11 protein-coding genes and 1 pseudogene are annotated in these 12,518 nt (G+C 62.0%); 8 read left to right on the forward strand and 4 right to left on the reverse strand.

Annotated features, from left to right (window positions below; all coding sequences use genetic code 11):
- Positions 1-133: 133 nt before the first annotated feature.
- Complete coding sequence (locus P3T16_RS19820; protein ID WP_429343539.1) at positions 134-964, reverse strand: alpha/beta fold hydrolase; 831 nt, start codon at positions 962-964, stop codon at positions 134-136.
- A 600-nt stretch (positions 965-1,564) separates the two neighbouring features.
- Here P3T16_RS19820 and P3T16_RS19825 point away from each other — a divergent pair.
- The 5 genes and pseudogenes from P3T16_RS19825 to P3T16_RS19845 all read left to right on the forward strand — a co-directional run bounded on the left by P3T16_RS19825 (position 1,565) and on the right by P3T16_RS19845 (position 4,973).
- Positions 1,565-1,756 carry a hypothetical protein gene (locus P3T16_RS19825; protein ID WP_429343540.1) on the forward strand — a complete coding sequence of 64 codons (192 nt, stop codon included), beginning with the start codon at positions 1,565-1,567 and terminating at the stop codon, positions 1,754-1,756.
- Positions 1,757-1,867: 111 nt separating this feature from the next.
- Positions 1,868-2,608, forward strand: coding sequence for a cysteine hydrolase (locus P3T16_RS19830; protein WP_429343636.1), 741 nt, complete (start codon positions 1,868-1,870; stop codon positions 2,606-2,608).
- A 185-nt stretch (positions 2,609-2,793) separates the two neighbouring features.
- Positions 2,794-2,989 (forward strand): annotated as a pseudogene (locus P3T16_RS19835) (dihydrolipoyl dehydrogenase); the annotation flags it as partial.
- A gap of 69 nt (positions 2,990-3,058) precedes the next feature.
- Positions 3,059-3,777 (forward strand): IS6 family transposase gene (locus P3T16_RS19840; RefSeq protein WP_429343541.1). Its coding sequence is split into 2 segments (ribosomal slippage): positions 3,059-3,460 and positions 3,463-3,777, totalling 717 coding nucleotides; the frame shifts between segments, so codons are not numbered across the junction.
- Between the two features lie 182 nt (positions 3,778-3,959).
- Positions 3,960-4,973, forward strand: a complete 1,014-nt coding sequence (locus P3T16_RS19845; protein ID WP_429343542.1) for an IS110 family transposase — start codon at positions 3,960-3,962, stop codon at positions 4,971-4,973.
- Positions 4,974-5,478: 505 nt separating this feature from the next.
- On the opposite strand, the gene P3T16_RS19850 is transcribed toward P3T16_RS19845, so the two are convergent.
- Both P3T16_RS19850 and P3T16_RS19855 read right to left on the reverse strand, forming a co-directional pair.
- Positions 5,479-6,309, reverse strand: a complete 831-nt coding sequence (locus P3T16_RS19850; protein WP_429343543.1) for a pyridoxal-phosphate dependent enzyme — start codon at positions 6,307-6,309, stop codon at positions 5,479-5,481.
- 357 nt (positions 6,310-6,666) lie between these two features.
- Positions 6,667-7,581, reverse strand: a complete 915-nt coding sequence (locus P3T16_RS19855; protein ID WP_429255759.1) for a glutaminase — start codon at positions 7,579-7,581, stop codon at positions 6,667-6,669.
- 135 nt (positions 7,582-7,716) lie between these two features.
- Between P3T16_RS19855 and P3T16_RS19860 the strand changes: the two genes are divergently transcribed.
- Positions 7,717-8,466, forward strand: coding sequence for an AraC family transcriptional regulator (locus P3T16_RS19860; protein ID WP_429343544.1), 750 nt, complete (start codon positions 7,717-7,719; stop codon positions 8,464-8,466).
- A 37-nt stretch (positions 8,467-8,503) separates the two neighbouring features.
- Here the strand turns inward: P3T16_RS19860 and P3T16_RS19865 are convergent, their stop codons facing one another.
- Positions 8,504-10,108 carry a DHA2 family efflux MFS transporter permease subunit gene (locus tag P3T16_RS19865; RefSeq protein WP_429343545.1) on the reverse strand — a complete coding sequence of 535 codons (1,605 nt, stop codon included), beginning with the start codon at positions 10,106-10,108 and terminating at the stop codon, positions 8,504-8,506.
- Between the two features lie 426 nt (positions 10,109-10,534).
- Here P3T16_RS19865 and P3T16_RS19870 point away from each other — a divergent pair, with 426 nt between their 5' ends.
- Positions 10,535-11,581, forward strand: coding sequence for a rod shape-determining protein (locus P3T16_RS19870; protein WP_429343546.1), 1,047 nt, complete (start codon positions 10,535-10,537; stop codon positions 11,579-11,581).
- Between the two features lie 116 nt (positions 11,582-11,697).
- Entirely contained in the window at positions 11,698-12,489 is a 792-nt protein-coding gene (locus P3T16_RS19875; protein WP_429343637.1) for an alpha/beta fold hydrolase, read from the forward strand.
- Positions 12,490-12,518 lie beyond the last annotated feature (29 nt).

Raw genomic sequence — 12,518 nt, forward strand, 5'->3', positions numbered from 1 at the left:
ATGTGGGCAAGAAGAAGGGTTCAGCGGAGCGTCTTCAGGAGGGAGGACTGGACGTCCAGAGTGGGCGTCGCGTCGATGGCCTTCAGCCCAAGGGTGGACCGGCCATCGACGGTGCCGACTGATTCGGACCCAATCAGGCCTTGATAAAAGCCAGCAGGTCCGCGTTGATGACGTCCGCGTGCGTTGTCGGCATGCCGTGCGGGAAGCCCTTGTAGGTCTTCAGCGTGCCGTTCTTCAGCAGCCTGGCCGACAGTGGCGCGGAGTCGGCGTAGGGGACGATCTGGTCGTCGTCGCCGTGCATCACCAGCACCGGCAGTCCGATCTTCTTCAGGTCGTCGGTGAAGTCGGTCTGCGAGAACGCGACGACGCCGTCGTAGTGCGCCTTGGCGCTGCCCATCATCCCCTGGCGCCACCAGTTCTGGATGATGCCTTCCTGCGGCTTCACGCCCGGCCGGTTGAAGCCGTAGAACGGCCCGGCGGGAATGTCGCGGTAGAACTGCGCCCGGTTCGTGGCCGTCTGCCGTTGCAGGGCGTCGAACACGTCCTTCGGCAGGCCGCCGGGATTCGACGCGGTCTTGACCATCAGCGGCGGCACGGCGTTAATGAGGCAGGCCTTCGCGGCCCGCTTCTCGCCGTGGCGAGCCAGATAGCGCACGACCTCGCCGCCGCCGGTGGAGTGGCCGACGTGGATCGCGCCCTTGAGGTCGAGATGGTTCACGACCGCGGCGAGGTCGTCGGCGTAGTGATCCATGTCGTGGCCGTCCCAGACTTGCGCCGAGCGGCCATGCCCGCGCCGATCGTGCGCGACGACACGATAGCCCTTGGAGAGGAAGAACATCATCTGCGCGTCCCAATCGTCGGAGCTCAGAGGCCATCCGTGCGAGAAGACGATCGGAGTGCCATTGGAGGGACCCAAATCCTTGTAGAAGATCTGGAGCCCGTCTTTGGTAGTGACATAGCTCATGGGTGGATTTCCTTCCGGAGTTTCAGCGCCATTCGGCGCAGTAGGAGCAGCGGACGCTGCGAATGGCAAAGCCACTGCTGCTGCAGTGCCTGCCCCGATGATCAACAACTGACGGCGCGTGACTCCAGCGAAGCTAGGCTGTGTTCGTACGGGATCAATCTTCATGGGTCTAGACCTGAGTGGAGACGCGATCAGTCTAGCCATGGTCTCCTCGCGGTGCGATATGCATTACGTGCAATTCGATGTTGCAGGTGCTTCACCAATGTTGCGGCAACGCATCCAGCGCGCGCCGCTGGGTCGTTCTCACCGAGCTCAGCCATCCGCACGACAGGATCTTCAAATGCGCCGGCTCATTCTTGATGATCTCTCGCTGAGCGCGATTGGTGCTTCGCGATTGACAGAATTATGCGCACCCGGCCCCTAGTTCAGGCAGGCATTTGCTTCTAGATTTCAACGCATCACGTCAGCATCGATGCATCGGCTCGAGAGCCTCGCGGCGTGTTCGTTGTCCACCCCAGTCCCAGGAACCAACATGACCCAACGCGGCAACTACCAACAGCAGTACAACCGGCGTAGTACACCGATCCGAGCGAGCGCGGCATGCCCGTTCCCCCGATGACACTCGATCTGGAACGCACCGCCATGGTCGAGAAACACGCCGTCAGTCAGCTCATCCAGGATGACCTCATGACTCAACGTCCTACCTACGTCCAGCAGTCCCGAAAACTGTCCACGAAGCGCATGGAGTTCGGCCCGCTGTTTCAGAAGATCACCATCTGCCGCACCTGCTAGCGTTCCCGCGCAGCCAACCGGAGAATTATTGTGTGTGAAACTCCAGAATTTCATGGCCGCCGTACCTTCTTCAAGGGCATGGTTGCCGCCGCAGCAGTGGCCTCGACGCAAATGCCCTCGATGGCCTACTCAGCGCCAGCCGGTGGCGGTGCCAAGTACGCAGATCCGGCCAAACCGGCACTGCCCAAGACGGGCATGAAGCTTGACCTTGCCCGCACTGCGTTCGTCGTGATCGATCCGCAGATTGACTTCATGAGCCCGAAGGGCAGGGCGTGGCCGGTGGTGGGCGCAAGCGTGACCGAGCAGAATATGGTGCCGAACCTGTTACGACTGTTTCAGGCAGCCAAGAAGGCCGGAATTGCGGTAGCGATTTCCCCCCATTACTACTATCCGCAGGACCATCGGTGGCAGTTCCAGGGTGGGGCGGAGATATTCCAGCACAATCTCGGCCTGTTCGACCGTCCGAGTGCGCTGTCGCTTGAAGGCTTCCGCGGGTCAGGCTCGGACTTCCTTCCGGAGTTCAAACCGTACATCGAGGATGGCATGACAATCATCTGCTCGCCGCACAAGCTCTATGGCCCCCAGGTCAATGACCTGAAGCTCCAACTGGGCAAGCAGCGCGTGGACCAGGTCATTTTGGCGGGCATGCTGGCCAACCTGTGCGTGGAGTCGCATCTGCGCGATCTGCTCGAGAATGGCTTCGAGGTGGCGGTCGTGCGTGACGCCGTAGCGGGGCCAAAGCTGCCGGAAGGCGATGGCTATGGCGCTGCGCTGGTCAATTACCGCTTCATCGCCAATGGAGTCTGGACCACGGACGACACGGTAAAGATGCTGGAAGGTAAGTCGGTCTGACGCATTCCCAGCCCTGGCGCCCCCGTCATGGATGTCGGGGGTACACGATCTGGGCATAAAGTGGCAGGCAAATTTTCATGGCCAACTCGATGGCAGTATGTTGCGAGCCGTTTAGCTTGCCGCGTTCGATACAGGCCAGCCCCGATGGCACATACCGCTCACGCCAACACGAGACCTGCACGCGGTTCGGTGACCGCTTGATCGTCAACGACAATGTCTTCCCATGGGAAGACCTGCGGCAAAGCGTGGCCGTGTTCGGTCCGGGCGCGATTGACCTGGGGTTGGGTCAGGCGCTGTCGCGCCTGGCGTGCGGGTGCGCTGTTCGGTGTGAGCAATTTGTTGGGGTCGCTCACGGTGATCGGCATCTACGCGGCCAGAACCGATATAGCTCAGATGGTTCTGGTGCAAATAGACTCATTGGACCGGTTAAAGTAGCGATCCTGGGCGGCGATGAGCAAGGGGAAGGGTCTGGAGGGGTTGTTCGATGGCCGGCATTTTGATCGGGAGATCATTGTTCTGTGTGTGCGCTGGTACCTTCGCTACAAGCTCAGCCTGCGCGATCTGGTCGAGATGATGGCCGAGCGGGGATTGTCGCTGGCACACACCACGATCATGCGTTGGGTAAAGCGCTTTACGCCGGAGTTCGTCAAGCGCTGGAACCGGTTTGGCATACCCACTGGCCGGTCATGGCGTGTTGACGAGACCTATCTGAAGATTCGTGGCAAGTGGGTCTATCTCTACCGGGCGGTAGATCGGGGCGGCCAGACAGTGGACTTCATGCTCAGGGCAAAGCGCGACGTGAGCGCGGCCAAAGCCTTTTTCAGCAAGGCCATCAAACATCAGGGCCAGCCACGGAGACGATCACGCTCGATGGGTATGCCGCCTCGCACCGGGCCGTGCGCGAGATGATCGCTGACGCTCTGCTGCCTGAGGGGACGCGTGTGCGCTCCTCGAAGTATCTGAATAACGTGATCGAACAGGATCATCGAAACATCAAGTCCAGAACGAACGTGATGCTCGGATTCAAACGATTCGGGTTTGCGAAGACCACGATTTCAGGCATCGAGTTGATGCACCGCATCCGCAAGGGTCAGTTCAATCTCCGCACTCTCGGACTCAAGGATACTACTGCACCCGCCGTCTGGAATGCTGTCCTATCCAATAAATAAGGCATCCTTATGTATTGGAGATGGCTCGGCGTCGCCGGCTGTTTGCAGCAGAACCCGCCACCGTCCGTAGCTCATACCGGGAGTTGATAATCATTGAAAGGCCTCCTGGCCGCCCCAAGAAGGGGGCGGCCAGGGTCTAGAGTTGAGATGCGACGCTCAACCGACCCGTTCAGGAGGCTGAAATGAAGTTTAGCGGAATTGATCTGCACTCGAATAACGCCGTGGTCGCCGTGATCGACGACCAAGATCGGGTGCTGTACTGCAAGCGGTTAGCCAACGATCTTTCACTGATTGTGGCAGCACTGGTGCCTTGGCGTGCCGAACTGCAGGGAGTGGTGGTGGAATCGACGTTCAACTGGTACTGGCTCGTCGACGGACTGATGGCCGCCGGCTTTGCCGTCCATCTGGCCAACACGGCGGCCATCAAGCAGTACGAGGGCCTGAAGTACGCCGGTGACGAACGCGACGCCGTATTCCTGGCCCACGTCTTCCGGCTCGGACTGCTACCTGAAGGCTACATCTATCCGCCGCAGGAGCGCGGGTTGCGTGACCTCGCGCGCAAGCGCATGCAGCTTGTACAGCAACGCACCCTGCACATCCTCAGTATCGAAAGCCTGCTGGCCAGACAGTTGAACGTGCGCATGAACGGCGACCATGTCCAACGTCTCGACGACGCGGCGGTACACGCACTTGCGCTGCCGCCGCATGTCGAGCGCTCGCTGATGGCAAACCTGACGGTATTGCGCACACTGCGTGTGGAGATTGCCTCCCTCGAAACCCTCCTCCATCAGGAAGTGAAATTGCGCGCGGAGTTCGAGATCCTGAAGACCACGCCCGGAATCGGCGATGTGCTTGCTGCGACCATCATGCTCGAGACAGGGACCATCAAGCGATTTCCTGGCGTTGGCCATTTCAGCTCCTATTGCCGGTGCGTCGAGAGCAAGCGGATATCTAACGGGAAGAAAAAGGGCGAAGGCAATACAAGGAACGGCAACAAGTATCTCGCCTGGGCGTTCATCGAGGCCGCAGCGCTCGCGCTCCGAACCTGCCCGCAGGCGCGACGCTTTTATGAACGCAAGAAGGCGAAGCGCCTGCCCGTGGTCGCGATGAAGGCACTTGCGCACAAGCTGGCGCGCGCGGCCTACTACATGATGCGGGACGACAAACCCTTCGAGGTTCAACGATGTTTTGGTTAAGTTTGGCGGGGGGCCGCGAGCCCGATAAATGTATTGGTACCAAACCAGTGAGTTGATTGGGCCCAGCCTCCGGCCATCCCGTTGTAGCCACCACTGAGACGCCCAGACCATGAGCCGACAACAGTCTGGTGCCCGCACATGGGTAACCCTGGAATTGTCATGTACTCCTGGACATTGGCCTGGCACCGACGGTTTTCTGGAGCTCGATGTGAGCCAGGGGCAAACGTCAGATCAGCGGCGCTCGCCTTGATCCCGATGGGTGACTGGTGCGGATCAGTTCCGCAACCACACAGACGAGAAACCGGACGCGTCATGTGCTTCGCTGCGCGGTGTGGCCCAGACCGTTTGCAACGGCGCAAGACAATGCGCCAAGGAGACGATTTACCCGTTTACCTCGGCCTTTCAATGGGTGACAACTTTTACTTCCCCTACGGTGACAACTTTGCTTCGCTCTACGTCAGCCGGCCTCAGCAAATCGCTCAAGCCAATGTCGTCTGGATGCTCTTTATGCGAACGACGCTGGATCAGCGTTGCCTCCGCAGATGACCACGGCGATTTTCTCACCGGGCGAGCGGACATAAGCGCCCGAAACCAGCGCCGCGAAAGCGGTCGCGCCTCCGGGCTCCGAGGCGATCCTGAGCTTTTCCCACAGAACCATCTGCGCATCGCGGATCTGCTCATCCGACACCAGCACGGAGTCGCTCACGGCCGGAAGAAGAACGGAAAAAGGCACGTTACCGATACGCCTGCACCCTAGAGAATCTGCGGCAATGCCCCCTGTATCGACGTCGACGGGGGTGCGAGCCAGCAACGCGCGATTTAACGTTGGACATTGCGTCGGTTCGACAGCGACGACCTTTACCCGCCCGGCAAACCACGCTGCGATACCGCCGATAAAGCCACCACCGCCAACGGAGACCAGCACGGTGTCGACGTCCGGCACCTGCGCGTCGAGTTCGATCGCAATGGTTCCTTGTCCTGCTACAGTAGCCGCATTGTCGAACGCATGCACGTTCAGCGCTCCCGATTCAGCGGCCCGAGCTTCGCTAGCCGCGAGTGCCTCGACATAGGTATTTCCGGCTACAACGACCTGTGCGCCGAGCTCCGTCAGCATCTTGCGTTTGAGCGCGGTCGCAAGGCTCGGCACATAGATCTCCGCACGGACGCCTATCGCTTCTGTCGTTACCGGGACATCTTTTGCTTTAGCTTCGGTTGAAATGTTCGGAGATAAAAAGCGCGGCCGCGTGCGTTGTTGCGGATGGGCGTGAATGCAGGGGGCTGCCTGCGTGAGGCTCGGGTGGCTGTCCTCGCCTGTGGCGGGTGCAAATCCATGCAAGACGTGTCGGCGACATATCCAATTCGCAATGATGCGTCCCTATTTGATGCGACGCAGCATGATTGCGATGCGTCCCTTTTTTGTTGTTGTTTCGGAAGGGTTGTTGGTGGGCGATTCCGCAAACTTTGCGGCGCTGGAATAGATGCAGCCTCAGAGATCGTAGTTGCTGCTGCGAACTTCGACCCTGTCTCATGCCTAAAACTTCAACAGTGGTACCGGCCTTCCGATCAATTTTCCCCGCAAACTTTGATGTTTCCCTATAGAAAGACGGCGTGGTGCCGCATCGCAAAACGCTTTGCGATGCCGTGGGCAAGGGAAGGGAAAAGCCGCCGCAGCCAGACCAGGCGCGGCGTCCGGTCAGAAGATCGACTGCTCGGTGTAAGTCGTGAGCCATTCCAGCGCGAGCGTGCCGGCGAGCGAATTTCCGTTCGCGTCAAGTCCCGGCGACCACACGCACACGGCCATCTCGCCGGGCAGCACCGCTACGATGCCGCCACCGACGCCGCTTTTCGCCGGCAAGCCGACGCGGTAGACGAAGTCGCCTGCGGCGTCGTAGGTGCCGCAGGTCAGCATCAACGCGGAAAGGCGTTTGGCGGAACTGGCGTCGACGACGTGTTCGCCGGTCGACGGCACCACGCCGCGGTTGCTCAAAAACAGCGCCGCGCGCGCGAGTTCGACGCAGCTCATCGAAATCGCGCACTGGCGGGTGTATGCATCGACCACCATGTCCGGCGGCATTTCCAGATTGCCGAAGCTCGCCATGAAGTGCGCCATCGCGCGATTGCGATGCGCGTGCTGCAACTCCGACTGCGCGACGGCCAGGTCATAACCGATGCTGCGCTCGCCGGTCAGGCGCCGGATAAATTCGACCAGCGCCGTTTCCGCTTTCACAAACCGGCGGCACAGGACATCGGTGACAACCAGCGCGCCGGCATTGATGAACGGATTGCGCGGCTTGCCCTGTTCGGCTTCGAGCTGCACGAGCGAGTTGAACGCGGTGCCCGACGGCTCGCGGCCGACGCGCTGCCACAGCGCGTCGCCGAGCAGCTGGAACGCCAGCGTGCAGGCAAACAGCTTCGAGATGCTCTGAATCGAAAAGCGCGTATCGGCTTCGCCGGTGCGAAAGACCTCGCCTGAGGTTCTGACGATCGCCATGCCGAAGCGGTCGGCGGAAACGCTCGCCAGTTCGGGGATGTAGCTGGCAACGCGTCCCGTTCCCAGCCAGGGCTTGAGATCACGATGAATCTGGTCGAGGATGCCTGAATAGTTCATGGTTGAGAGCGGTTGAATGTCGCGATTCTAGCGGCAATGCGCGGCCGGCGGCTCGCTGGCTCGCGTCCTGCGCGCGTTCGCTTTGCATGCTAGATTTGCTCCGTTTTAATGGGCAACAGGGCAAAACGGACAGTCATGAACGTAATCGATCCGGAAGTGGCCGGCGGCGCCATCTTCGTGATGGCGGAGCGATGTCTGGCCGGCGAGGGCATATGGCACACGGATGCGCGCGCGCGGCTGGTCGGCGCGCGCGACCGCGTCCTGACCGTGCGCACGGAAGCCGGCATGTGGGTCGCGCCGCCGAAATGCGCGGTGTGGGTGCCGGCGGGCGCGTTGCATCGGGTGTCGTGCGCGATGGACGCCGCGCTGCGTACGTTATATGTCGACGGCGACGCGGCGCCGGTTCCGGCGCAATGCTGCGTGGTCGCGATCGATCCGCTGACCGACGCGTTACTGACGGCCGCGGCGGAATTCGGCGCCGACCATCCCGCGGAAGGTCCGCAGGCGCGCATCGTCAGCGTCATTCTGGACCGGCTGCCCGAGCTGGCGCCCGTGCCGCTGGCGCTCAACTGGCCGAAGGATCTGCGCATCCAGCATATGGCCAACGCACTGCTGGCGAACCCGGCACGACCCGACGTGCTCGACGATCTCGCCGAGGATGCAAGCGTGACCGCGCGTACGGCGGCGCGTCTTTTCGTGAAGGAAACGGGTTTGACGTTCGGCCAGTGGCGGCAGCAGATGCGTCTCTTGTGCGCGCTCACCAGGCTGGGTCATGGCGCAAGTGTCACGCAGGTGGCGCTGGAAGTGGGTTACAACGACGTGTCGTCGTTTATCGCGGTGTTCCGGCAGGCGCTGGGCGAGACACCTGCACGGTATTTCCGCTAGCCCGCGACGCGGCTTATCCTGGCCACCCCAGGCCGCCTCAATGCGCCCCAGACGCGCCGCCACCGCCGCCACCTTTGGCCGGCCGCGTGATCCAGATCAGCGGAATGATCAGAATGAAAATAATCGCTGATACAAAGAAGATGTCGTTCAGCCCCATCATCGCGGCCTGCGTATTCAGCTGAAAATCGAACAGTGCGTGCGCCGACTGCGTATTCAGATGCAGTATCGATTGCGTCGAATCGATCTGCTGGCTGAAAAGCGGATTGTTGATGCTGGCGCGCTCGGTCAGTCGCTCGTGATGCAGCACCGTGCGGTTATTCCACGCGTTGCCGGCAATCGACGTCCCGACTGCGCCGCAAAATACCCGCGCGAAATTCGACAACCCCGCTGCAGCCGGTATCTTCTGCGGCGGCTGGCCGGACAGGATGATCGCCGTCAGCGGCACGAAGAACATCGCCATCGGAATGCCCTGCAACAGCGTCGGCATCACCAGATGCCAGGTGTCGATTTCGATCACATATTTCGAGCGCATATAGAAGACGATGGCAAAGCCGACAAACGCGAGCGTCGCGATGATGCGCGCATCGGAGCGCGGCAGCACGCGCCCCATGACGGGCGCGAGAATCACCGCGAAGATGCCGAGCGGCGCGGTGACAAGGCCGGCATCGACCGAACGGTAATTCAGGTACACCTGCATCCATTGCGGCAGCAGCACGAGATTGCCGAAGAACACACCGTACGCAACCGAAATTGCGATCGTCCCGCCAAGAAAATTGCGCTGCGTGAAGAGCCGTAGATCGACGATCGGGTTCTCTTCGGTCAGCTCCCAGACGAGAAAAAACGCGAAAGTGATCAGCGCCGTGACCGCGAGCACGACGATCACCGGCGACGAGAACCAGTCGAGGTCCTTGCCCTTGTCGAGCATGATCTGCAGCGAGGCGACCCACGCGACCAGCAGGCCGAGGCCGACCACATCGATGGGTAGCTTGCGGGTAGCGCTTTCTCGATTGCGGTAGATCATCCACGTGACGCCCGCCGCGAAAATGCCGACCGGGATATTGATGTAGAAGATCCACGCCCACGAATAGCTGTCGGTGATCCAGCCACCGAGCGCAGGGCCGGCAATCGGACCGACCGTCGCGGTCATCGCCCAGAGCGCCAGCGCCGTCGACGATTTTTCCTTCGGCCACGAACTGAGCAGGATCGCCTGCGAGAGCGGAATCAGCGGTCCGGCCACTGCGCCCTGCAACACGCGCGCACAGAGCAGCACCGGGAGCGTCGGCGCAATCCCGCACAGCCAGGACGCGAGCACGAACATCAGGATCGCGCCCACGAACAGCCTGATCTGCCCGAGCCGCTGCGTGAGCCAGCCGGTCAGCGGAATCGACACGGCGTTGGCTGCGGCGAACACAGTGATGACCCACGTGCCTTCGTCGACCGAGACGCCGAGATTGCCCGAGATCGTCGGTATCGCGACGTTCGCAATCGACGAATCGAGCACGTTCATGAACGTCGCCAGCGCGACGGCGAGCGTTGCGAGCGCCAGCTGGCCGCCCTGTAGCGGCGCGGGCGCGGGCGCAGCCGGTCTGGCTGGTCCGGCGGGCGCGCCCGGCGAACCCGGTGCGGCGGGTGGCTGGCTCAAGCGATTCTCCAGTGAAGGCTTCCATGTCGCGCATGGAGCAGCAGTAGAAAAGGGCCTGAAAAGGATACCTGCAATCGTGCGCTGATGTGGTCCAGTCCGGCAGTTGCCCCGCATGCTGCGCCGCTGGCAGCGTGGCCCGCGTTACAGCGGATGTTCACCGCCGAACTCGCGCAACTGTAAAAAAGCATTCGCGAAACGCCCATGTAGAGCATTTAGCCAACCGGTAATAATTTAATTCGAAGTGTAATTTTGTGTAAAATCGCGCGCCCCCTAAAGTTTTTTGAGCGGGGTGCCGTTAATGGGTTAATAGCCCGAAAAAGCACCCGACGCGCGATCGCGGTTTCGCCTGCCAAGGCTCACTGCATTGCCGACGGACATCTGGCCGCTCCGGCAGCGGACGGCCGCCTACACCAGTAGAGCCTGCCCATGGCCAGAGCGATGCCGCAACAATCCTTCTTCAAACGGTTCTTCAGCCCCGACGTGGCGGTGGACCTCGGCACGGCCAACACGCTGATCTACACGCAGGACAATGGCGTGGTGCTCAATCAGCCTTCCGTGGTGTGCTTTCAGAAGCATGCAGCGGCCGGTCAGGAGCGCGTGGCGGCGGTGGGCAAGGAAGCGAAACAGCTGCTCGGGCGCGTACCCGGCAATCTCGAAGCGGTGCGACCGATGCGCCACGGTGTGATCGCCAATTTCGCCGCGGCTGAACACATGATTCGCCAGTTCGTCGACATGTCGAGCACGATGCCGCGTTTCGGGCGACGTGCATCGTTCACGATCTGCGTGCCGGCGGGCGCGACCCAGGTCGAACGTCGTGCGATCCGCGAAGCTGCCACGGCGGCCGGCGCATGGAAAGTGAACCTGATCGGCGAATCGCTGGCTTCGGCGGTGGGCGCGGGGTTGCCGGTGTCGGAAGCGACGGGTTCGATGGTGGTCGATATCGGCGGCGGCACGACCGAAGTCGGCGTGATCGCGCTGGGCGGCATGGCGTATAGCGGCTCGATCCGCGTCGGCGGCGACCAGTTCGACCTGGCGATCGTCAACTACGTACGCAGCGTCTACGGCGTGGTGCTCGGCGACCAGACCGCCGAACACGTGAAAAAGACCATCGGCACTGCGATCCGCGACGTGCCGACCGAACGCATGAACGCGACCGGCCGCAGCCTCGACGACGGCCTGCCGCGCACGGTCCAGCTGACCAGCCAGGATATCGCCGATGCGATCGTCTCGCCGCTCGGGCATGTGATCGGCGCGGTGAAGACGGCGCTCGAATGCGCGCCGCCGGAGCTCGTCACGGATATCGCCAACAGCGGCATCGTGCTGACGGGCGGCGGTTCGCTGCTCGCCAATCTCGACCGTTGGCTCGCGAACCAGCTTGGCCTCGATGTGCGCGTCGCCGACGAACCGCTGACGTGCGCCGTGCGCGGCGCGGGCGCTGCGTCTACACTGCTCCATTCGCACGCTTTCGACTGAGCGCCTGCTGCAGGCGGCGCGCTTTTTCAAAAGCGCGCCGCTTTCATTTCCCTTCCGTGAATTCTCCTGATCCCATTTCGTCGTCGTCATTCATCGAATTGAAGAACGGCTTGCGTATGCCTTACGTCGCGCGCGGCGAGGGCGAACTGGTGCTGTTCGTGCATGGCTCATTGTGTGATTACCGGTACTGGCAGCCGCAGCTCGGCGGCCTGTCGGCACGCTATCGATGCGTCGCGGTCAGCCTCACGCACTACTGGCCGGCCGCCGGGACACCCGCCGGCGTACCGTTCAGCTGGAGCCAGCACGCCGACGAAGTCGCAGAATTCATCGATCGCTTCGGCGCGGGTCCGGCGCACGTCGTGGGACATTCGCGCGGCGGCTGCGTGACGTTTCATTGCGCACGACGCCATCCGCAGCAGGTCCGCACAGTGACACTCGCCGATCCGGGCGGCCCGTTGCAGATCGCCGGCCGTCCCCCTGCCAGCCTGCCGGAACCGGTCAACGCCTTGCGCGCCCGTGCGGCACACCTGATCGAAGCAGGCGAAGTGGAAGCGGGGCTGCAACTCTTCGTCGATTCGGTGAGCCGTCCTGGCTTCTGGGCAAAGAGCACGGCGGGTTTTCGCCGGATGGCGACTGATAACGCGCACACGCTTGCGCCGCAGTTCCGCGATCCGTTGCCGCCCTACACACCCGAAGACGCCGCCGAAGTCCGCTGCCCGGTGCTGCTGATCGACGGCGAGAAAAGCCCCGGCATGTTCCATCGCACGGTCGACGCGCTCGCCGCGTGGCTGCCCGACGCGCGGCGCGAAACCGTGATGGGCGCATCGCACGGCATGAATCTCGCGCACCCGGCGGCGTTCAACCGCTACGTCGATGCATTCATCGGCGACGTGAGCGAAGCGCGCTAAAGCCGCCGCGTTTCCAGCGAATCGCAGAT

Source organism: Paraburkholderia sp. GAS42 (assembly GCF_050436565.1).
Lineage (GTDB): Bacteria > Pseudomonadota > Gammaproteobacteria > Burkholderiales > Burkholderiaceae > Paraburkholderia.

Coding starts and splice junctions, on each gene's coding strand:
- P3T16_RS19820 (WP_429343539.1), bottom strand. CDS start 964: ATGAGCTATGTCACTACCAAAGACGGGCTCCAGATCTTCTACAAGGAT.
- P3T16_RS19825 (WP_429343540.1), top strand. CDS start 1,565: ATGCCCGTTCCCCCGATGACACTCGATCTGGAACGCACCGCCATGGTC.
- P3T16_RS19830 (WP_429343636.1), top strand. CDS start 1,868: ATGCCCTCGATGGCCTACTCAGCGCCAGCCGGTGGCGGTGCCAAGTAC.
- P3T16_RS19845 (WP_429343542.1), top strand. CDS start 3,960: ATGAAGTTTAGCGGAATTGATCTGCACTCGAATAACGCCGTGGTCGCC.
- P3T16_RS19855 (WP_429255759.1), bottom strand. CDS start 7,581: ATGAACTATTCAGGCATCCTCGACCAGATTCATCGTGATCTCAAGCCC.
- P3T16_RS19860 (WP_429343544.1), top strand. CDS start 7,717: ATGAACGTAATCGATCCGGAAGTGGCCGGCGGCGCCATCTTCGTGATG.
- P3T16_RS19870 (WP_429343546.1), top strand. CDS start 10,535: ATGGCCAGAGCGATGCCGCAACAATCCTTCTTCAAACGGTTCTTCAGC.
- P3T16_RS19875 (WP_429343637.1), top strand. CDS start 11,698: ATGCCTTACGTCGCGCGCGGCGAGGGCGAACTGGTGCTGTTCGTGCAT.